19 protein-coding genes and 1 riboswitch are annotated in these 19,436 nt (G+C 60.8%); of the genes, 12 read left to right on the forward strand and 7 right to left on the reverse strand.

Features of this window, described 5'->3' with window-relative positions; genetic code table 11:
• Positions 1–108: 108 nt before the first annotated feature.
• Positions 109–332: riboswitch (cobalamin riboswitch) on the forward strand.
• 134 nt (positions 333–466) lie between these two features.
• From NUW46_RS01255 to NUW46_RS01280, 6 genes are all read left to right on the forward strand, one after another.
• Complete coding sequence (locus tag NUW46_RS01255; protein ID WP_418141177.1) at positions 467–2,305, forward strand: TonB-dependent receptor plug domain-containing protein; 1,839 nt, start codon at positions 467–469, stop codon at positions 2,303–2,305.
• A 30-nt stretch (positions 2,306–2,335) separates the two neighbouring features.
• The gene (locus NUW46_RS01260; RefSeq protein WP_418141178.1) at positions 2,336–3,220 is read left to right on the forward strand and encodes a cobalamin-binding protein; all 885 of its coding nucleotides are present in this window, start codon (positions 2,336–2,338) and stop codon (positions 3,218–3,220) included.
• Entirely contained in the window at positions 3,207–4,181 is a 975-nt protein-coding gene (locus NUW46_RS01265) for a FecCD family ABC transporter permease (RefSeq protein ID WP_418141179.1), read from the forward strand. Before NUW46_RS01260 ends, NUW46_RS01265 begins: the two co-directional genes overlap by 14 nt.
• Positions 4,181–4,945: an ABC transporter ATP-binding protein gene (locus tag NUW46_RS01270; protein WP_069182615.1), complete on the forward strand. Its 765-nt coding sequence runs from the start codon at positions 4,181–4,183 to the stop codon at positions 4,943–4,945. Before NUW46_RS01265 ends, NUW46_RS01270 begins: the two co-directional genes overlap by 1 nt.
• Positions 4,946–5,015: 70 nt before the next feature.
• Positions 5,016–5,366, forward strand: a complete 351-nt coding sequence (locus NUW46_RS01275) for a RidA family protein (protein ID WP_062783252.1) — start codon at positions 5,016–5,018, stop codon at positions 5,364–5,366.
• 76 nt (positions 5,367–5,442) lie between these two features.
• Positions 5,443–6,291: a sulfurtransferase gene (locus NUW46_RS01280; RefSeq protein ID WP_418141180.1), complete on the forward strand. Its 849-nt coding sequence runs from the start codon at positions 5,443–5,445 to the stop codon at positions 6,289–6,291.
• A 30-nt stretch (positions 6,292–6,321) separates the two neighbouring features.
• Here NUW46_RS01280 and NUW46_RS01285 read toward each other — a convergent pair whose 3' ends face one another.
• Together NUW46_RS01285 and NUW46_RS01290 are read right to left on the reverse strand one after the other, a co-directional pair.
• Positions 6,322–6,846: a cytochrome b gene (locus NUW46_RS01285; protein WP_418141181.1), complete on the reverse strand. Its 525-nt coding sequence runs from the start codon at positions 6,844–6,846 to the stop codon at positions 6,322–6,324.
• Positions 6,847–6,909: 63 nt separating this feature from the next.
• Positions 6,910–7,263 carry a hypothetical protein gene (locus tag NUW46_RS01290; protein WP_418141182.1) on the reverse strand — a complete coding sequence of 118 codons (354 nt, stop codon included), beginning with the start codon at positions 7,261–7,263 and terminating at the stop codon, positions 6,910–6,912.
• A gap of 218 nt (positions 7,264–7,481) precedes the next feature.
• Here NUW46_RS01290 and NUW46_RS01295 point away from each other — a divergent pair, with 218 nt between their 5' ends.
• Together NUW46_RS01295 and NUW46_RS01300 are read left to right on the forward strand one after the other, a co-directional pair.
• Entirely contained in the window at positions 7,482–8,207 is a 726-nt protein-coding gene (locus NUW46_RS01295) for a response regulator (RefSeq protein ID WP_418141183.1), read from the forward strand.
• A complete protein-coding gene (locus tag NUW46_RS01300) occupies positions 8,204–9,616 on the forward strand; it encodes a sensor histidine kinase (RefSeq protein ID WP_418141184.1) in 1,413 nt (470 codons plus the stop codon). The genes NUW46_RS01295 and NUW46_RS01300 overlap by 4 nt, the downstream gene beginning before the upstream one ends.
• Here NUW46_RS01300 and NUW46_RS01305 read toward each other — a convergent pair.
• The 5 genes from NUW46_RS01305 to NUW46_RS01325 all read right to left on the reverse strand — a co-directional run bounded on the left by NUW46_RS01305 (position 9,613) and on the right by NUW46_RS01325 (position 15,000).
• Positions 9,613–11,361 carry an ArnT family glycosyltransferase gene (locus NUW46_RS01305; protein WP_418141185.1) on the reverse strand — a complete coding sequence of 583 codons (1,749 nt, stop codon included), beginning with the start codon at positions 11,359–11,361 and terminating at the stop codon, positions 9,613–9,615. The genes NUW46_RS01300 and NUW46_RS01305 overlap by 4 nt on opposite strands.
• A 9-nt stretch (positions 11,362–11,370) precedes the next feature.
• Positions 11,371–12,039 (reverse strand): TVP38/TMEM64 family protein, encoded by a 669-nt coding sequence (locus tag NUW46_RS01310; protein ID WP_291905398.1) that lies wholly within the window; start codon positions 12,037–12,039, stop codon positions 11,371–11,373.
• 1 nt (position 12,040) lies between these two features.
• Positions 12,041–12,808, reverse strand: coding sequence for a glycosyltransferase family 2 protein (locus NUW46_RS01315; protein ID WP_418141186.1), 768 nt, complete (start codon positions 12,806–12,808; stop codon positions 12,041–12,043).
• Between the two features lie 93 nt (positions 12,809–12,901).
• Positions 12,902–14,323, reverse strand: a complete 1,422-nt coding sequence (locus tag NUW46_RS01320) for an ATP-binding protein (protein WP_418141187.1) — start codon at positions 14,321–14,323, stop codon at positions 12,902–12,904.
• A complete protein-coding gene (locus tag NUW46_RS01325; protein ID WP_305965527.1) occupies positions 14,314–15,000 on the reverse strand; it encodes a response regulator transcription factor in 687 nt (228 codons plus the stop codon). The genes NUW46_RS01320 and NUW46_RS01325 overlap by 10 nt, the downstream gene beginning before the upstream one ends.
• Positions 15,001–15,138: 138 nt before the next feature.
• Between NUW46_RS01325 and NUW46_RS01330 the strand changes: the two genes are divergently transcribed.
• The 4 genes from NUW46_RS01330 to NUW46_RS01345 are packed head-to-tail and all read left to right on the forward strand — an operon-like array spanning position 15,139 to position 19,405.
• On the forward strand, positions 15,139–15,849 hold the full coding sequence (locus tag NUW46_RS01330) for a thermostable hemolysin (RefSeq protein ID WP_418141188.1): 711 nt from the start codon (positions 15,139–15,141) through the stop codon (positions 15,847–15,849).
• On the forward strand, positions 15,833–18,019 hold the full coding sequence (locus NUW46_RS01335; protein ID WP_418141189.1) for an AMP-binding protein: 2,187 nt from the start codon (positions 15,833–15,835) through the stop codon (positions 18,017–18,019). The genes NUW46_RS01330 and NUW46_RS01335 overlap by 17 nt, the downstream gene beginning before the upstream one ends.
• The gene (locus NUW46_RS01340; protein WP_069182630.1) at positions 18,006–18,788 is read left to right on the forward strand and encodes an SDR family oxidoreductase; all 783 of its coding nucleotides are present in this window, start codon (positions 18,006–18,008) and stop codon (positions 18,786–18,788) included. The genes NUW46_RS01335 and NUW46_RS01340 overlap by 14 nt, the downstream gene beginning before the upstream one ends.
• Positions 18,785–19,405: a tetratricopeptide repeat protein gene (locus tag NUW46_RS01345; RefSeq protein ID WP_418141190.1), complete on the forward strand. Its 621-nt coding sequence runs from the start codon at positions 18,785–18,787 to the stop codon at positions 19,403–19,405. Before NUW46_RS01340 ends, NUW46_RS01345 begins: the two co-directional genes overlap by 4 nt.
• Positions 19,406–19,436: the final 31 nt, after the last annotated feature.

Below are 19,436 nucleotides of genomic sequence, written 5' to 3' on the forward strand. Positions count from 1 at the left end.
TGGCGAAGAAAAAGTGATTGTCAGTCAAGGAATATAGCAGTGGCAGAGGCCTGCGACCATGTCGACCTTTGATGGATTTCATTGACCGGTTACCCCGGTGTTGCTAGCCTTGCCACACTTTTTTCAGGTGTCCGTCGCAAAGCGCGACGGGTGAAACGGGAAATCGGTGAGCCTGGCACAGCCAGTGCAAGTCCGATGCTGCCCCCGCAACGGTAAGCAGGACAACGGCAATCTATGCGCCACTGTGTCGCCACGACATGGGAAGGTGATTGCCCGGGAACCCCAGGTTCCGCCTGCCAGCCCGGAGACCGGCCTGGAAAAACACCCGATGTTGCGGTGGGCAACCTGGGTGGGTGATATGCCGGTTCCGCTTTTCTGTTGCCAGTCTACCGCCTGCCCCTACTCCCTGTTCCGCAACGAAAACCAGATTCCCGTGCGGGTGCGCGCGGAGTGCGGAGCAAGCTCTATGTTCAGAATTCAATGCCCTGTTTTGTTGGCCGGCGTTTCCCTGGCCGCCCTGCCTCTGGCCGTTTCGGCCCAGTCTTCTCCAGAATCCGATGCCCTGGATCCGATCGTGGTGACCGCGACACTGGGCCCCAAGACCGTTGGCGAGAGCCTGTCTTCAGTGACGGTCATCGAGAAAGAGGATATTGATCGGCAACAGCCCGCGGAATTCCGCGACCTGCTGCGCGCCCAGCCGGGGATCAACGTGGTATCGGACGGCAGCTACGGCAAGACCACCAGCGTGTTCCTGCGCGGCGCGGGCAGCTCGGGTACCGTGCTGCTTCTCGATGGTATCCGCTTGCGCTCTGCCTCTGCGGGTATCCCACCCTGGCAGTTTTTGCCTCCCGAGTTGATGGAGCGGGTTGAGCTGGTGCGGGGCGCGAAGAGCTCCCTCTACGGTGCCGATGCGGTGGGTGGTGTCATCCAGGCGTTTACCCTGGAACCCGAGGCCGGGCGCCAGGGTTGGGGCGAGCTGAAAGGCGGTTCCCATGAAACCCGTGAGGTAACGGCCGGACTGGCTGGCCGGGAAGGCCGTTCGTCGTTCCTGGCCGGTGGCGTTTATTCGGATACCGATGGCACGAACTTGCGTGCTGGCGGCGAAGACAAAGGATTCCGGAACGCTGGTGGCCTGGCCAAACTGAGCCACAGTTTTGACCAGGGCGGCGGCGCAGGGCTGACGGTGTTCCAGTCTGAAGGTAATACCGAGTTTGAAGGCGGTGATACCGATTTCCTGATCCGTGCCATGGGGCTGCATCTGGAAGCGGTTGCCAGTGACTACTGGCGCACACGGATCCAGTTCTCGGAAGCCCGTGACGAACAGGATACCTTCGGAGCCAATCCCAGCACGTTCGACACCCTGTCTCGCTCCGCGCGCTGGGAAAACACCCTGACGGCCGGTGTTCATGAGCTGGTTCTGGGTACGGAGGTCATGATTGACGAAGTCGATGGCACCAGTAACTTCACAGAGGACAGCCGGACCAACAGCGCGGTTTTCGGTCAGGGCCGTTTGAACTTTGATGCCACCGATCTGATGCTCAGTCTGCGTCTGGATGACAACGAGGCCTATGGCAAAGAGGAGACTGGCGGTGTGGCCTTCGGTCACCAGCTGGACCGCGCCCATCGCTTTCGCCTCAGCTATGCGACATCGTTCCGGGCACCCACCTTTAATGACCTTTACCTGACGGTGCCGTTCTACACCGGTAATCCTGACCTCGATGCGGAAGAGGGGCAGATGGTCGAAGCCGGTTTCTCCGGGCGATATGACCAGTGGTACTGGGACATTGCGCTTTATCAGAACGACGTGAAAGACCTGATTACCTACGTGTCTGACCCGGTGACCTTTGAGGGCACCATGGAAAACGTCGAGACGGCAAGAATCCGTGGCGTTGAGGTTTCTTCCGGTATCGAGACGGCTGACTGGAATCTGGCGGCAGCAGTAACCTACGCGGATACCGAGAACCGCGATACCGGCGCCCGTTTACCACGCCGCGCGGAAAAGAACCTGCGTCTGGATATCGATCGCCTGTTCTCACAGTGGTCTGTAGGCGCCAGCTTTATTGCTGAGAGTGACCGCTACAATGATGCGGCAAATACCAGCCTGCTGCCGGGCTATGGCACGGTAGACCTGAGAGCGGCCTGGAACTTCCAGCCTGGCTGGTCGGCCTCGTTCAAGGTCGATAACGTGCTGGATCGTCGCTATGCCACCAGCATCGGATATGACAGTGCGACCTTCGCGCCCTTTGATTATCTGGCCGCCGGACGAACCTTCATGGCCTCGGTGCGCTATGATTTCCAACAGTAAATTAATTGATCTGAGAGGCTCCCGCCCTCTATGAGGCACCTCTGGCTCGCTGCACTGTGTGTATTGTCTCTGCTTGCGCCCTCGTTGGCGCAGGCCGAGGGACCCTGCGCACGCGATGCACTGAACCAGAAGGTATGCCTGGCCGATCCAGCGCAACGTATTGTTTCTCTGTCACCGGGCGCCACGGAGCTGTTGTTCTCCGCCGGTGCCGGCGAAAAGGTCGTGGCGGCGAGTGCCTGGAGCGACTACCCGCCAGACGCCGAGAACTTACCGCAGGTGGGTGACAGCAATCGTCTGGACCTCGAAGCGATCGTTTCGATGGCACCGGACCTGGTGGTGGCCTGGGTGGATGGCAATTCCCGCAGCCAGCTGGAACGGCTGTCGGGTCTTGGTATTCCTGTTCTCTGGCTTGCTCCGCGAACCTTCGACGACATTGCGATGGCAGTATCGGATCTGGCGTTGCTCACGGGCTCACCGGATCTCGGGAATGATCGGGCCGAAGCGTTTCGCGCAGAGATGGCCGAACTGAAAACCCGGTATGCCGATGCCAGACCGGTCAGGGTGTTCTATCAGATATGGGAGCAGCCCCTGATGACCGTGAACCGGGAAGAACTGATCAGCAAAGCCATAACCCTGTGCGGCGGCGTGAATGTGTTTGGCGAGCTGCCACGGCTGGTGCCTCGGATCAGTCGGGAAGCGGTTCTGGAAGCCAACCCCGAAGCCATCATCACGGCCGGCTCGTCGGATGACAGGCAATGGCTTGAGGCCTGGCGAGACTACCCGGGCCTTGCCGCGGTAGCCGCTGGCAACCTCTTCCTGGAACCACCCGATCTGCTGGCGCGCCCGACGCTTCGTATGGCAGATGGCGCCAGGCACCTGTGCCAGACCCTGGAGCAGGCCCGTGCCAATCTCTAGCCCGTACAAACCGCTTTTTGTTCTGCTGCTGGCAGGGTTTCTGGCGGCTCTGCTTTCCGTCAGTATCGGCAGCACCGCCATCGGTTTTGAAGACACTTTGCGAGTGATAACCGGCAGTGGCACTGAACTTCAGCAAACGCTGATTCTTGAATTGCGTCTGCCCCGCACCCTGAGTGCCTTTGCAACCGGCGGTTTGCTGGCCGTAGCCGGGGCATTGATGCAGGTGTTGTTGCGAAATCCCCTGGCCGATCCTTACGTGCTCGGGTTGTCTGGCGGTGCCGCCGTGGGTGCGTTACTGGCCATGCTGGCCGGCGCTGCCGGTTTCCTGGTATCCGGCTCCGCGTTTGCCGGTGCCATGCTGGCCACCTTGCTGGTGTTTGGTCTGGCCCACGGCAGTGGCAGCTGGACGCCCTCGCGGCTGTTGCTCACCGGCGTGGTGGTTGCCGCCGGCTGGGGCGCCATCATTACCCTGATCCTCTCGATGACCCCGGCCAGTCGATTACCGGGCATGCTGTACTGGCTGATGGGCGATCTTTCCAACGCAGCCACGCCCTGGCCGGGACTGACTATTCTTTTGCTCGTGTGCCTGATGGTGTTTCCGCTGGGCCGGGCCCTGAACGTGTTGGCCCGGGGTTCCCTGCAGGCGGCGGCGTTGGGCGTTTCGGTGCGGCCACTGGAATGGTCGATTTACCTGATGGCCAGCCTGCTGACCGCATCCGCCGTCACCATGGCCGGTTCGGTTGGCTTTGTCGGCTTGGTGGTGCCCCACATGTTGCGGCTGGCGCTGGGGAACGACCAGCGGCTGATTCTGCCGGCCTGCGCACTGGCCGGCGGCACGCTGCTGGTGCTGGCAGACACGCTGGCGCGGGTAATGATTGCACCGGAGCAATTGCCGGTGGGCGTGATCACCGCACTGATCGGTGTGCCAACCTTCCTGTACCTGCTGTATCGGAGCCGATGATGACACGCCTGGCCACCGAAGCGCTGATGATCGATATTCCCGGGCGAGCCTCAGGTGCCCCCCTGAATCTGGCCATAGAGCCCGGGCAGGTCTGGGGCGTTCTTGGCCCTAACGGTGTGGGTAAAACCACCTTGTTGCATACCCTGGCAGGATTGCGGGAGCCCAGAAGCGGGCAGCTGCTACTCGACGACACCCCGCTGCACGACATCCGCCGCAAGACCGTCTCGCAGCAGATGGGCCTGGTATTCCAGGACCGGCAGGATGGATTCCCGGCCACGGTCCTTGAGACCGCCCTGATCGGCCGCCACCCCTGGTTATCCCCCTGGCAGATGGAGAGTGGCGAGGATCTCGCGATTGCGGAAAAAGCACTGGAAGCGCTGGACGTCATCCACCTGAAGGATCGCCTGGTGAACACCCTCTCCGGCGGCGAACGCCAACGGGTCGCCATTGCCACCCTGATGACCCAAAGCCCGGAAATCTGGCTCCTCGACGAGCCGACCAATCACCTGGATTTACAGCACCAGACCGCCGTTATGAAACTGCTTCGCCAACAAGCGGTGGAGGGCAAGGCAATCTTCATGTGCCTGCACGACCTGAACCTGGCCGCCCGATGGTGCGACCAGATCCTCCTCCTGTACCCCGATGGCCAGGCCTGCTGGGGCCCGGCGCGCGACATGCTGGTAACCTCTGCACTTGAGAGCCTGTTTGGTCAGCGTTTGCTATCTGCCGAACTGGATGGCTTTCCGGTGTTTGTGCCGGGCTAGATTGCGAGGCTTTATCCACGCCTCAGTTACTGGTTATATAGTCACTACATTCCCAATTCAGGCCATCACCATGACTATTGAGCGTATTTCCACCAACAGCCGGATGAGCAAGATCGTAAAACACAACGGCACCGCTTACCTTTGCGGTCAGGTTGCCAAAGACAGGAATGGCGACATTCGTACCCAGGTAACCGGAATGCTGGAGAAAGTGGATGAGCTGCTCGAGACCGCCGGCTCCAGCCGTGATCGAATCCTGTCGGCAACTATCTACCTGGCAGACATGGCTGATTTCAAGGCCCTGAACGAGGTGTGGGACAACTGGGTGCCTGAAGGCACGGCGCCGGCCCGGGCCTGCGTTCAGGCTCAGATGGCGTCGCCGGAGCTGCTGGTGGAAATCTCGGTGATTGCCGCGACGTCCTGAGGTCAGTCGGAAAGATCTGGCGATTCGGCTGGCTGTGCAGTCTGCCGTTTATTTCTGACAGGAAAAGGAGCACACCATGGCTTCCACACTTGTAACCACCGACTGGCTGCAGGAAAACCTCGATAACGACCGTTTGGTTTTGATCGACGCGAGTATGGCTACGGTGATTGGCAAGGAGCCGATCGTTTACGACCATCCGGTTTGGATACCGGGGAGTTTACAGATCGACCTTGAAGGAACGCTCTGCAATAAGGAATCGTCCCAGCTCCATGCGTTTCCAACCGAAGACCAGTTCACGCAGGAAGTGCGCAGACTGGGGATAACGCCCGAAAGCATGGTGGTGCTCTATGACAACCAGGGAATCTACTCGGCGCCCCGGGCCTGGTGGATTCTGCGGTCGATGGGCCTGGACAATGTTTTCGTGCTGGATGGTGGCCTGCCTCTGTGGCTGGCGGAGGGGCGTGAAACGGTGTCGGCTCCGGTTCAAGAAGCGGCTTTTTCCGGCTCCTTGTCGGGCCGTCTGGACTGTGAACGGGTTCGGGATTCCGCGTTCGTGTATCAGCACCTCGACGACGAGCAAGTCTCGGTAATTGATGCGAGATCCCGGGCGCGGTTCCTGGCCCAGGCGCCGGAACCGCGTCCGGGTGTGCGCGGCGGCCATATACCGAACTCTCTCAACCTGCCGTTTACCGAGGTGCTGGATGGTTACCGGTTCAAACCGGTCAGTGAGCTGAAAACAACGTTCAACCAGCTTGCACCGAATCTTCAGCCTGGAAACGGGCACCAACTGGTGTTTTCCTGCGGTTCCGGCATCACTGCCTGCATCATTCTGCTGGCGGCGGAGCTGGCCGGGTATGACCAGCTCTCTCTATACGATGGTTCCTGGGCGGACTGGGGCAGGGACGAATCGCTGCCGGTGGCTTGAGCCAGGAGGGTTTCCGTTTATTCCGGCCTGTCAGGCCATGCGCTTAATGGTCCGGTCGCCCAGCACGTACTGATGCACCAGAGCGGCTGCCACGTGTATGCCGATCATGAGCCACAGCACGTTTGCCAGTGCTTCGTGCATGTCTTCGCCGCTCTCTTCCAGCCATTCCACTTCCGGGCCGTAGCCAAAGACTGTCCAGCCGAAAAAGGTAACCGGATCGCCCTCGCCAAGGGACGTCGCCAGGCCTGACAGCGGCATCAGAATCATCAGGGCATAAAGCACGAGGTGCCCCAGTTTCGCCAGGGTTGCCCAGTGTGCCGGTGGTGACAGACGTGAGCGGTTAAGCCAGCGCCACAGGCCGCGAAAGATCACCAGCCCGAAGATGGTCAGGCCCAGGCTCTGGTGCCAGGCCATCAACGACGCCTCGGAGAGGGAATGTTCCAAAGCCTCAAACCAGACTTCGCTGGCAAGCATGACCAGCAGCAGAACCGCCATGATCCAGTGCACAGCCCGGGAAACGGCACCATAGCGATTGTCAGCGTCCATCAATGTCATCGCGATTCTCCTTGATCAAAGGTTGGCGGGGCACCTCTCGGGCCCCGCGCTGGCTGTTAGTAATCAGCTCCGGTGTCCGCCGCGAACCGGGGCACCGTACTGATTGAATTCCTGCTCCCGGATCAAATTCTGCTCGGCATCTCGCAGTTGGATCCGGTAGGTGCCATCCGACGTTTCCTCAACGGACACCTCTACGCCCGGGCCGAAGCGTCTAAGCGCCTGACCATAGGCCATGATGCGCATTTCTTCGGTGCTGTACTGTTTCAGATCGGAACCCATGGCTTTGCCGTGGTGGCGATTCTCGTATCGATCGTCACAGTCACCTCTCCCGTGGTCGTCATCGGCAGACGCAAATAGTGGCGTGGCGCTGAGCAGTGCAGCGATGGAGAGAGCAGCAATGGTGGTAGTTTTCTTCATGGTCGAACTCCTTGGTTGGTGAAACCCATGACGGAATGTCATCGTTGGTCGGGAGTTATTGCACCAAGGAAACGTCGCAGAATTGTCTCGGTGACCCATCGAGTTTGTCGCAACTTGTCGCAAGGCCGGGATTTGCGACGGTTTTTGACAAGATCGCGCCCATTGGGAAACTCGACTCCCCTATAATCGGGGCAGACGGTAATCCAACGGAGTAACGAGTGAGCGACTCTCCCACCATTCTGGTCGTCGATGACCATCGAGACATTCGCGATCTGGTCGGCCGCTATCTGCAGGAGCATGGTCTGCGGGTGCTGCTGGCGGATGGCGGCGATGCCATGAAGCGCCAGCTGCGACAGCAGTCCGTCGATCTGGTTGTGCTGGACATCATGATGCCCGGCGACGATGGCCTCACCCTCTGCCGTTACCTTCGCGAGCACACCGAATTGCCGGTGATACTGCTCACTGCCATGAGCGAGGAAACCGATCGCATCGTCGGCCTGGAAATGGGCGCTGACGATTACCTCACCAAACCCTTCAACCCCCGGGAATTGCTGGCCCGCATCAAGGCGGTTCTGCGCCGCACCACGGCGTTGCCACCGCAACGTAGCCCCATGGCCGGTCAGTCTCTGACGTTTGAGGGCTGGAAGCTCGACGTCGACCGGCACCAACTCATAGATCCGGAAGGTGTCGAGGTGTCGTTGAGTACCGCCGAGTACAAGCTTCTGCTCGCCTTCCTTGAACACGCCGGCCGCGTGTTGTCCCGTGATCAACTGATGGACCTGACCCTCGGCAGAGAGGCGGATGCTTTTGACCGCAGCATTGATAACCATGTCAGTCGCCTGCGCCGAAAGATCGACCCGGATGCCCGCAGCCCCAGGCTGATCAAGACCATCTGGGGCGGTGGTTACCAGTGGATTGCTGCAGTGGAAGGGACGAAACAATGAGGCTGTGGCCAAGTCGAGCCGGCGGGCAGCTGGCGCTGTTGCTGATTCTGGTGCTGCTGGTGGCCCAGGTTATCACCATCGTTATTCTGGCGGGGGAGCGCCAGGGAGCGTTGCGCAGTGCCAGTCTGGAACACGTCCTCCAGCGGGTGGCCGATGGCTATACCCTGGCCGATACCACGGATCCGGAACGTCAGGAGCGTATCCTGCGGGCGCTGTCCAGCCCGAGCCTGCGACTCTCTATCGATCCTGCGCCCTATCTGGTTGACGATAGGGCCTCCGGCATGACGCGCCGGCTGGCTGAGGAGCTGCGTCTGCCCGAGGAGCAGATCCGGACGGCCCTGGAGACTGACGAAGATGACTGCCGGCCCGTTCGCAATGCCCATCGGAGCCGTGAGCGGCATGACGATGAGGATGATGAGCACCATGAATATGAAGAACATCGTGATGATGACGACCATCGAGATGAACGGCATGAATGCCCCCCAGTCCTGGGGGTTTCCCTGGCCATGTCCTCTGGCCAGTGGTTCAACGCCCAAGCGAGGCCACCAGCGCCTTCCTGGCTCTGGCTAAAGGCCACGCTCACCAGCGTCGGGATTACCGCCGTGCTGCTCACGCTGACCCTGTTGCTGGCGGTCCGTCGAATTCTGAGGCCAATGAATGAGCTGAGCCGGGCCGCCCACGCGTTTGGACGCGGGGAGAAAGTCCGGATTTCTGAAAAGGGACCGGAGGATGTTCGTGAGGTAACCCGTGCCTTCAACCAGATGCAGGATCAGGTTGGCCGGGCCCAGGAAGACCGGGCAAGACTGCTGGCTGCCCTGGCCCATGATCTCAGGACACCCATCACTTCCATGCGGCTGCGGGTGGAAATGCTGCCGGAAGGCGAGGACAGGGATCGCCTTCTGGATGCCCTCCGGGAGATGCAGCATCTGGCCGAGGCCACCCTCGACTTCATCCGGGGCAGCACCACCGAACAGCACCGCCGCTATGATCTGGCCACCCTGCTGGACAGTCTATGTGGCGATCTCCAGGAAATGGGACTGGCGGTCCACTGCGAAGACAGCCCGAGATGTGTGCTCCAAGGGCAGCCCGAAGCCGTCAAACGCGCCCTGCGTAACCTGATTGAGAACGCGGTCAATTATGGCGAACAGGCGGACGTAACCCTGGCAACGACAGGCACAGAAGCCGTTGTCACGATCATTGATCAGGGGCCGGGTATTCCGGAAGGCGAACGGGAACGGGTTTTCGAACCCTTCTACCGGTTGGAACACTCCCGCAGCCGCGAGACCGGCGGCGCAGGTTTGGGCCTGGCCATCGCCCGCACCCTGATCCGTGGTATGGGCGGCGACATCCGTCTTGGAGCCGGTCCGGACGAGAAAGGCCTGAAGGTGTCCGTCACTTTGCCGCTTTAATCGAGCCAACTCCCGGGGCTGGGCGTGGTAAAGCGCCTGACCCTGTCCGGGGGCGTGCAGGTGGGGGCCATTTGTGCGTCTGAAAGCAGGAGGTAGCTGTCGCGGTGAGCCGTGCCCACGGGAATGGCACCGTCTTTCGTGAAGCAGGGCAGCTCAATCTGATCGGCCACGAGCAGGTAGCTATCCGGTGTTTCCTTCATCCATAACCAGGCATTGCGGTTCTCCTGTTCCCGACCGGTGAAGAAGCTGAAATGGGTGAAATCGCGCTTTGAAAACAGCAGGAACTGTTCCCGGAAGTCGATCATACCGAGCTGACCGCCGGCCGGGATATGCTGTTCTGCGGCGGCCAGAACGTTGCGGGGGGTTCGAAGCGGCTCAAGAATCCGATAGCCCCAGGTGCCCAGCAGCAGCCAGGTGATCATCATGGCCAGGAACAGACGCCCGAGGGCACGGGAGCGCCAGAACCCGAACAGGGTGATCAGCCAGGCCAGGCCGATGACGAAGACGAACGTTCCCGCCTCGTGAAGTTTGGCCGGGTCGGTGCTGTAGTCGGCCACCTTTTCAACCAGCTTGGGGTGGTCGGTCCAGGCCAGTATGCCAACTGCCATCAACGCAACACCGAGCAGGAACTGTAAACCCGTCAGGATGGGCGGAAACCAGCGTGCTGGCTTCTGGGCACTGAGAAGCGGGGCGAGAATCAGCGCGAGCATGGGCAATGCGGGCAACAGGTAAACACCGCGCTTGCCGGGGCTGAGGCTGAAAAACACGATGACCAGAGCAATCCAGCCCAGAAGCACCGGAATGATCGGGCGGTACCGGGCGGTTTCAGACAGGGGCCGGATCAAGGCCAGCAGCAACAGCGGAAGCGGAAACCAGAGCGAGGGGATTACGCTGGTGAGGTAATAGTACCAAGGCTGAAGATGGCCCCAGGAGTCGGCATAGCGCTCGCCGGTCTGTTTGAACAGGATGTTGTTCCGGTAGGCCAGGGCCTCTTCGGTGCCGAGGTTATTCACGTAGAGCACCATGGGAATCAGCCAGGCGGCAACCACGGCCAGCATGGCCAGAGGACCCAGTACGCAGCGCCAGGTGAGTGTGCCGCTGAACAGTGCGCGATCGCGAAGCTTCATGACCACGATGGGAAGGAGCATCAGCGCCGGCAGGAAGCCGACCCCCTTGGTGATGATGCCCAGCCCCATAAACGCCCAGCCGACAAAGTACCAGCCCCAGGCTGGCCCGGTGAAAAAGTGGCGGATCAGACCGTAGCAGGCAACCGCAATCCAGCAGGCGACCATGGCGTCGATCTGGGCCTTCTGGGCCTGGATCACGAACTGGGGCGCAAGCATCAGCAACATTAATGCGATGGCACCGGTTCGCTGGTTCCACAGGCGGGTGCCCAGATCAAAGACCAGTCCCAGTGTCAGCAGGCTACACAGCGCGTTGGGCAGCAGGAATGCAATCTTCAGGTTGCCGGTCAGCCAGTAGAAGAAGGCGATGCTCCACATGAACACCGGTGGCTTGTCCGGGTAGAACTCACCACCTCGCATGGGGATGAGCCACTGCCCGGAGGCGACCATTTCACGGGCCACTTCCGCGAATCGCGGTTCGTCGGCAGGCCAGGGGGAACGTAGTCCGATCCCGGTAAAAATCACGACTGCGGCAAAGGCCAGCAGTAACAGCAGAAGTTGATTGCGGGACAGGTTGATCAGGGTGTCCGGCAGGTGACGAACGGAGGAGGATGCGGGCATGGTTCGGTCTCAGAGAGAGTCGGAAACGGAATCGGCCAGCGTCCTGGCCCTCTGGTTGTGATAGAGAAAAGCACCAATGAGCGAGGCGAGAATGAAAAAGCCGATGCTCACCGCAAGCTGATAGGCATTGGCATTGCCGATACCGGCACCGGCCAGGGCAAACACCAGCATCTGGGGCAGGTAGCCCAGGGTGCTGCCAAACAGAAACGGCGAGAAACGGATCCCGGAGCAGCCGGCGACAAGGTTGGTCACCAGGTTACTGCCCACGGGCAGCAAGCGGACCATGAGAACTTTCAGCAGGGTCTGCTCCCGGAACAGGCGATCAAACTGCTGCATTCGGTGGCTGAACCGCCGGCTCAACGGCGTTCTCAGCAGCCAGCGGGCGGTCAGGAAACAGCCGGTGGCCCCAATGGCGGCGGCCAAAGTCGAAAGCAGCGTTCCATTGAGCCCGCCCAGGGCAAAGCCCAGCACGAAAGCGAGCAACTGGCGTGGAGCGCCCAGACCGGTAAACAATGCCCCGGTGAGAGTAATCACCACCAATCCGCCGACACCATGGCTGTGGAGATAGTTCGCCACTTCATTCTGGTCGGCAATAAAGTCGAGCCAGCCGTTATGAATGGTCAGGTAGCCAACCAGAACCAGCGCGGCGAAGGCCAGCCAGCGGGAACCGTTGATCATCTCAGGACCGCTCCGCTACCGACGCCTGTGGGTCGGCCTGTCCAGCACTGCTGACAACAGGAACCCGGGTGCGGTGCAGTAACCAGAGCACGCCGAGCAGGTCCAGGATACCGGCCCAGGTCCGGTTCCAGGCGTTGTATTTGGATACGCCGGCGGTGCGTGGGCGGTGATTGACCTCGACGATGGCGATGTCGCCGCCGATACCGCGTACCAACGCAGGGATAAAACGGTGCCCGTGGTCGAACCAGGGCAGTTTCAGAAAGGTGTCCCGGGGAAAAAGCTTCAGGCCGCAGCCGGTATCGGGCACGCCGTCATGAAGCAACGCATCCCGCACGCGATTGGCCAGGCGTGACTGGAAGCGTTTCCAGGCGGTGTCCTTGCGATTCTTGCGATAGCCGGCAATACAGAAATCCGGGTTTCGCAGGGTGTTGGCTTTCTGCAGCATGGCGGGAATGTCGGCCGGATCGTTCTGGCCATCGCCATCCATGGTAACGATCAGCCTGCTCCTGGCCTGGCGGATACCCGATGCCAGGGCACCGCTCTGGCCGATGCTCTGCTCGTGGCGAATGGTCAATAACCGGCCACCGAGGGCACGGGCTGTCCGCACTGCCGTGTCCAGTGTGTTGTCGGTGCTGCCATCATCCACCAGCACCACCTCGAAGCCATGATAGTCACGCATTACCCCGTAGGCTTCGGTCAGCAGGGTAGCGATGTTGGCTTCTTCATCCTTGGCCGGGATAACCAGCGACAGAGTTCTTTCCTGACCCATTTAGAGACATCCTCGAAAACGGAATATCAACCGGGCCGTCTGGCGGCCCTGTTCACTTGGGCCGGAGTATCCTCTTCAAACCTTAAAACAACCTTAAACCTGCTTGCGACGGGAAGTCCCCCGGGCCGGGAGCCAGATGCTGACGCACAGGCCGGAGTTGCCATCCGGCCGGTCGCTGAGGGTTAGCTGGCCACCGTGGAGTTCCGCGATACGCCGGGCGATGGCCAGCCCGAGACCGGCGCCGCCACCGAGCCGCTGGTCCAGTCGGACAAAGCGGCTGAGCGCCCGTTCGCGCTCCTCGGCAGGAATGCCGGGGCCCTGATCGCACACGCTGATGTGGTATCCCTCTCCGGAAGGCGTCAAATGCGTCTCAATGGTGGTGTGCTCGGGGCTGTACTGGATGGCGTTCGCCAACAGGGAACGCATGAGGGTATTGATTAGTGCGCTGTGGCAGGAGACCAGGGCCTGACCGGCATCGTCCTGCAGCACCGGGTCGATGTCCTTTTTGAGGGCCAGGGGGGCCACATCGGCAATGCTCTGCTCAACGATGGCCGACAGGTTGTGGTATTCCGGCGTGAAATCGGCACCGGAGTCGACGCGGTTCAGCAGCAACATCTGTTCAACCAGGTGCACCATGCGGTCCACGGACTGGATCAGGTCACCGTATTGTTCGGGATCCTTCTCGTAGACCTTTTCCAGGTTCAGTCGCAGGGCCGTCAGTGGCGTTCGCAGCTCATGGGCGGCATCGGCAGAGAACCGCCGTTCCCGTTCCAGGGCCTGGTTGAGGCGTCTGAGCAGGCCATTCACTGCCTGCACCAGCCCCGCGACTTCCTTCGGTGCCTGGCGGTCGTCCAGGGGGTGAATGTTTTCCGGGGCCATGTTGCGGATCGGGCGCTCAAGCTTCAGGAGCGGCCTGAAGCCGAACTGGATAGCGGCGCTGGCGGCAAGCAGCAGCAGGGGAAGGGCGATCAACAGGGGCAGGATGTTCCCCAGGGCCAGTTCCTCGCTGAGCTCCTCCCGAATATCCTCACGCTGTGCTGTCCGGATCCAGAAGCCGGTTGCCGGGTCCTGAAGAGTGAACACGCGCCAGCGAAAGCCACTGGATTCTGCCCAGGAATAGCCGGGTGTCAGTCCTTCGGTATCGTCGGCTTTGAGGGTATCCAGCAATGGTTCGCGGTCGGGGGTCCAGACCTCGAACGCCAGTTTCTTCTCGTACTTGTGCCCGGTGCCGTCGGGCAGGATTTCATTATTGTCGGCTTCGAAATCCACTCCTGGCGTGTCGGCTCGGGGCAGCTCCAGGGTTTCACTCAGGGTCTTGGGCAGCTGCTCTACAGACTGGGTGTCGGCCAGGTGCTGCAACAGGCCCTGGACGATCCTCGTGCTCTGTGCCAGTTCAGCGTCAAACAGTTCCTCCAGCTCGTGGTTGCTTTCGATGTAGCTCCAGGCTGCGGCAACAAGCGCAATCAGCAGAACGGTGGAGGTAACCAGCAGCGTCAGGGTGCGGGTCAGGGACATTCGGTCACCCTGGCGGCAGCCTGGCTGTCGAGCAGGTAGCCCACGCCGCGTATGGTCCGAATGGTCTCCTTGCCAACCCGGCGGCGCAGGTGGTGAATATGCACCTCCAGGGCGTTGCTTTCTGCGCCGTGATCCCAGCCGTAAAGTTGTTCCTCCAGCCGTCGTCGCGTGGCGACCTGGTCTGGGTGTCGCATCAGGTAGTGAAGAATCTGGAATTCACTGCGGGGCAGTGTGGTGGTCTCGTCGCCATACGTCAGTTGCCCGGAATCAGGGTTGAGAGCCAGCTGGCCCACCGTCAGACCATTCTGCGGCACGGACGAGCCCCGACGGGTGACCGCCCGGATTCGGGCCTTGAGTTCCGCCATGGCGAAGGGCTTGGTGAGGTAGTCATCGGCACCGGCATCCAGACCGGTCAGCTTTTCATCCAGGCCGGCCCTTGCAGTCAGGATGATTACCGGCGTTTGCACACCCTGTTTCCGTGCTGCCTTCAGAATGTCCAGGCCATCTACACGGGGCAGGGTCAGATCAAGGATCGCCAGATCAAAGTGTTCGCTGGTGAGCGCGCCCAATGCCTGCTGTCCGTCGTCGAGCCAGTCCACCGTGTTCTGTCCGTCACGCAACATCCCCAGCATGGTATTGGCCAGGTGATGGTCGTCTTCTACAAGCAATATCCGCATGGCAGGTCCTGTTACCGCTTTGGTGATCATTCTGGCACAGTAATCTTAAGGCCAGCTTAAGAAAACTTCTGGCGGCTCTTAAGCCTGGGTTAAGGCTGGCGCTCTAGTCTGGGAGGCGTACCCACAGGGAGGCCTTTTATGACAGACCCGCTCATGATGTCCACATGTTGTCCTCCGGATTCCGGGGAGGTGGTTCCGGTCATCCGTTGTGCCGGTCGCTGGTTTAACGAAATCCGTCCTGACACGGCCATGGCCGAGACGGTCGCGGATTTCATCCGTCGGCGCTTCCTGCATGCCTATGGCGCCGAGCCCTCTCTGCGCATACCGGCATTGCTTGCCCTGACCACAGCCCAAGGCACGCTTCTGGCGGCGGTCGGTGTTCGTAACGCCGCGCTGGAAAAACTGTTTCTGGAAGATTATCTGTCGGTGCCGGTGGAATCGGTGATGCCGGTAGCGGGTGTCGAACGCCATCGGATTGCCGAGATTGCCCATCTGGCCGGCGTTGAAGCCGGCGTCAGCCGGTTTCTGTTTGCCTCGCTGTCGGTGTGGCTGGATGGGGCCGGCTATGACTGGGTGGTGTGCACCGGCACGGATCAGCTGCGCAACAGTTTTCACCGCCTGGGTATTGCCACCGAGGTTCTGGCGACGGCGGATCCTGCCCGGTTGCCCGATGGGGGCGCCGGCTGGGGGCGTTATTACGACCATCATCCGGTGGTCATGGCCATCCGGGTGGCCGATGGCATGTCCGCCCTCAGGAGTGCGGGTCTGCTCAGGCTGATTCAGCCCGTTGAGTCTGAAGCCGCCGGGAGCGAGGCGATGGCAGGAGGTTCCTATGGCCACATTGCCTGAACTTCTGCAACGCCAGGCTGCTGATCAACCCTCGCGCACCGCGCTTCAGGGGCCCGATTCAGCGTTCAGCTATGCCCAGATGATGCAGGCGGCCGCTGCCCTGGCCGATCAGCTGACACGGTTGGGTGTCCGCCGGGCCGGCTTGTGTGGTGACAATTCCGTGGCCTGGATTCTTGCGGATCTGGCGTGCCTGCTGGCCAATGTGGTGTGTGTACCGGTACCGGTTTTTTTCTCCAGAACACAGACTCAGCATCTGATTGAACGTGCCGACCTTGATTGCCTGCTGTCTGCGGACAGAATCGATGACGGAGAACACCTCGGCCATGGCGTCTGGTTAAAGCATCTGCCTGTGTCTGCTGCAGGGGCCTGGATGCCGGAGCAGACCGCAAAGATCACCTTCACCTCTGGCAGCACCGGCAATCCCAAGGGCGTTTGCCTGTCGGTAGCCCAGATGACGGCCACCACGCTGGCATTGAAGGAGCGGCTGGACGGGGTCGAGCTTGAGAAGCACCTGTGCATCCTGCCGCTGGCCACACTGCTGGAGAACATTGCAGGTGTTTACCTGCCCCTGCTTATGGGCGGCACGGTGATGGTCGCTCCCTTGCAGGATCTGGGCATGACTGGCAGCAGTGGCCTGGAATTCGGGCGGCTGGTGCAGGGTATCAACAGACACCAGCCACACTCGCTGATCCTGGTGCCAGAACTGGCTATGGCGCTGGTGTCTGCCGCCGAACAGAAGCATCTCAAAAGCGATTCGTTCCGGTTTCTGGCGGTTGGCGGAGGACGGGTTTCCTCTGACCTGCTTGCCAGGGGCCGCAATGCTGGCTTGCCCCTCTATGAGGGGTACGGGCTTTCCGAGTGCAGTTCGGTGGTCGCACTGAATGTGCCGGGGACCGAACGCGAAGGGTCGGTTGGCAAACCACTCTCCCATGTCCAGGTAAAGGTGGACGAGCGCGGCCACATTCTGGTGGCGGGCAATACCCATCTCGGCTACCTGGGGGATGAACCGGCAGGCGATGAATGGCTGGATACCGGTGATCTGGGTGCCCGAGATGCCGACGGTTTCCTTTCGGTCAGTGGTCGCGCGAAGAATCTTCTTATCACCAGCTTCGGCCGCAACATCAGCCCCGAGTGGCTGGAAAGTGAACTGATCCAGGCGATCGGCGCGCGCCAGGCGGTGGTGTTCGGCGATGGTGACCCTCGTCCTTCCGCCCTCGTGGTGGTGCAGGATGGCCGTTCACCGGATGCGTTGCGCTCGCAGCTGGAATCCCTGAACGACACCTTGCCGGACTATGCCCGTTTGTCCGGTGTCTATATCCGCCGTCAGCCATTGAGCCAGGCCGAGGGCTATCTGACCGCAAACGGACGGCCCGTACGTCAGAAGATTCAGACCGACCTGCCGAGCCTGCTTGCCGGTGCGTTTCCCGTTTTCATGAATCTTTCCATCTCAATATCGGATTTTTCAAACACGCCAGGAGGATCTTTCATGGCATTTTTCGATCGACTGCAGTCCGAAACTGCGCAAGCCCGCGCCCACGTTACCGGCGCACCCGTTATTGCAGCCATCCGCGAGGGTCGGTTCGACCTTACCGGCTACACCTGGTTCCTGACCCAGGCCTATCACCACGTCAAACACACCGTGCCTCTGATGATGGCCTGCGGCGGCCGCCTGCCTGAGCGTCTGGAATTCGTGCGCAAGGCGCTGGTGGAGTACATCGAGGAAGAGTACGGCCACCACGAATGGATTCTCAACGATCTTGAGGCCTGTGGAGAAGACAAGGAAGCCATCCGTCATGGCAGCCCGGATACCTCCATCGAACTGATGGTTGCCTACCTTTATGACCGCATCAACCGCGGCAACCCGGCGGCGTTCTTCGGCATGGTTCAGGTGCTTGAAGGTACGTCGATTGAGCTGGCGACACCGCTTGGTGAAGCCATTCAGAAGCAGCTCGGGCTGCCGGATGAGGCCTTCAGCTATCTGTACTCTCACGGAGCCCTGGACCAGGAGCATTTCGAGTTTTTCCGGAACCTGATGAACGACATCACCGATCCGGAAGACCAGCAGGCCATCATTGAAGCGGCGCGCATGGTCTATCGGCTTTATGGCGACATGCTGCACAGCATTCCCCTGCCCGAAAGCCGGAAGGAGCAACACCATGAGGCTGCATGACCGCGTTTTCCTGCTGCTGGGTGGCACCGGCGGTATTGGCAAGGCACTGGTGGAACCTCTGGTCAGGGCCGGTGCCCGGGTGATCATTGCTTCCCGGCACCCGGAAAAGCTTGAGCATCGTGAGGGCGTCTCGCTTGCTCACCTGGACCTGGCGGCGCCGGACCTCGACCAGCAGCTGGATCGCCTGGGCGATGCCTATCCGGACATTGATGGCGTTATCCACTGTGCCGGGCAGAACCGGTTTGCCAGCCTGGGCAACATGGCCGTCAGTGACCTCGACGCACAGATCGCCGTCAATCTCCGGTCAGCGATGATTGTGGCCCGGCATTTTGCACCGAGGTTTGAAAAAGCGGGCCAGGGAGCGCTGGTGTTCGTGGGTTCTACCTTCGGCAGCATCGGTTTCCCCGGTTACACCGCCTACTGCGCCAGCAAGTTCGGTCTGCGGGGCTTCACCGAAGCACTGCGCCGGGAGCTGGCCGATACCCCGGTCCAGGTCGTCTATGTGGCACCCCGCGCCACCGCCACGGATATGAATCCGGAGGCAGTGAACGAGCTTAACCGGGCCCTCGGCAATGCCATGGATGCGCCTGAAGCGGTGGCGTCGCAGATTCTCGCTGCCATGGAAAATGACGATCGCCGGCGCTACCTGGGCTGGCCGGAGAAGCTGTTTGTGGTGATCAACGGCATCCTGCCGCGAATTGTCGACAAGGCGATGCTGAAGCAGCTGCCGGTCATCCGGCGGTTTCTGAATCCGGGAGTGTTGTCATGAAACGAGTGCTATTGGTGATTCTGTGCCTGGCGGCCCAGCCACTCTGGGCGGCGGCTCTGGAGACCGAACTGGCAGGTATCCAGCATCGCTGGGCGGAGATTCAGTATCAGGTACCGGCGGACGAGAAAGAGAAAGCCTTTGAGGGTTTGGCTGATGAGGCAGAACAGTTCGTCGCCCATTATCCGGGCCGGGCAGAGCCGTTGATATGGCAGGGTATTGTGCTCAGCACCTACGCCGGTGCCAAGGGCGGTCTGGGGGCATTGGGGTTGGTCAAGGAGGCCCGTAAATCACTGGAGGCGGCCCTGGCGATCGACCCCGATGCACTGGATGGTTCAGCCTACACGTCGCTGGGAAGCCTCTATTACCAGGTCCCTGGCTGGCCCTTGGGCTTTGGTGATGATGATAAGGCCCGGCAGTATCTGCAGAAAGCATTGGCCATCAATCCTGATGGCATGGATGCCAATTTCTTCTTTGGCGATTTCCTGCTGGACCAGGGCGAGCCGGAACGCGCCCGGAGTTATCTGCAGAAAGTCCTCGATGCACCCGACAGGGCCGGACGAGACGTCGCCGATGCCGGTCGGCGGGAAGAAGCCAGGAGCCGCCTGGACTCGCTCTGATTCGTCCTCTTCAGAACGGGTTTGCTTCCTG

This window comes from Marinobacter sp. MA (genome assembly GCF_048298425.1).
Taxonomy (GTDB): Bacteria; Pseudomonadota; Gammaproteobacteria; order Pseudomonadales; family Oleiphilaceae; genus Marinobacter; species Marinobacter salsuginis.

Excerpts from the sequence above, each read along its gene's own strand:
- NUW46_RS01255 (WP_418141177.1), top strand. The coding sequence starts at position 467 with ATGTTCAGAATTCAATGCCCTGTTTTGTTGGCCGGCGTTTCCCTGGCC.
- NUW46_RS01260 (WP_418141178.1), top strand. The coding sequence starts at position 2,336 with ATGAGGCACCTCTGGCTCGCTGCACTGTGTGTATTGTCTCTGCTTGCG.
- NUW46_RS01270 (WP_069182615.1), top strand. The coding sequence starts at position 4,181 with ATGACACGCCTGGCCACCGAAGCGCTGATGATCGATATTCCCGGGCGA.
- NUW46_RS01275 (WP_062783252.1), top strand. The coding sequence starts at position 5,016 with ATGACTATTGAGCGTATTTCCACCAACAGCCGGATGAGCAAGATCGTA.
- NUW46_RS01280 (WP_418141180.1), top strand. The coding sequence starts at position 5,443 with ATGGCTTCCACACTTGTAACCACCGACTGGCTGCAGGAAAACCTCGAT.
- NUW46_RS01285 (WP_418141181.1), bottom strand. The coding sequence starts at position 6,846 with ATGACATTGATGGACGCTGACAATCGCTATGGTGCCGTTTCCCGGGCT.
- NUW46_RS01290 (WP_418141182.1), bottom strand. The coding sequence starts at position 7,263 with ATGAAGAAAACTACCACCATTGCTGCTCTCTCCATCGCTGCACTGCTC.
- NUW46_RS01300 (WP_418141184.1), top strand. The coding sequence starts at position 8,204 with ATGAGGCTGTGGCCAAGTCGAGCCGGCGGGCAGCTGGCGCTGTTGCTG.
- NUW46_RS01305 (WP_418141185.1), bottom strand. The coding sequence starts at position 11,361 with ATGCCCGCATCCTCCTCCGTTCGTCACCTGCCGGACACCCTGATCAAC.
- NUW46_RS01310 (WP_291905398.1), bottom strand. The coding sequence starts at position 12,039 with ATGATCAACGGTTCCCGCTGGCTGGCCTTCGCCGCGCTGGTTCTGGTT.
- NUW46_RS01315 (WP_418141186.1), bottom strand. The coding sequence starts at position 12,808 with ATGGGTCAGGAAAGAACTCTGTCGCTGGTTATCCCGGCCAAGGATGAA.
- NUW46_RS01320 (WP_418141187.1), bottom strand. The coding sequence starts at position 14,323 with ATGTCCCTGACCCGCACCCTGACGCTGCTGGTTACCTCCACCGTTCTG.
- NUW46_RS01325 (WP_305965527.1), bottom strand. The coding sequence starts at position 15,000 with ATGCGGATATTGCTTGTAGAAGACGACCATCACCTGGCCAATACCATG.
- NUW46_RS01330 (WP_418141188.1), top strand. The coding sequence starts at position 15,139 with ATGACAGACCCGCTCATGATGTCCACATGTTGTCCTCCGGATTCCGGG.
- NUW46_RS01335 (WP_418141189.1), top strand. The coding sequence starts at position 15,833 with ATGGCCACATTGCCTGAACTTCTGCAACGCCAGGCTGCTGATCAACCC.
- NUW46_RS01340 (WP_069182630.1), top strand. The coding sequence starts at position 18,006 with ATGAGGCTGCATGACCGCGTTTTCCTGCTGCTGGGTGGCACCGGCGGT.
- NUW46_RS01345 (WP_418141190.1), top strand. The coding sequence starts at position 18,785 with ATGAAACGAGTGCTATTGGTGATTCTGTGCCTGGCGGCCCAGCCACTC.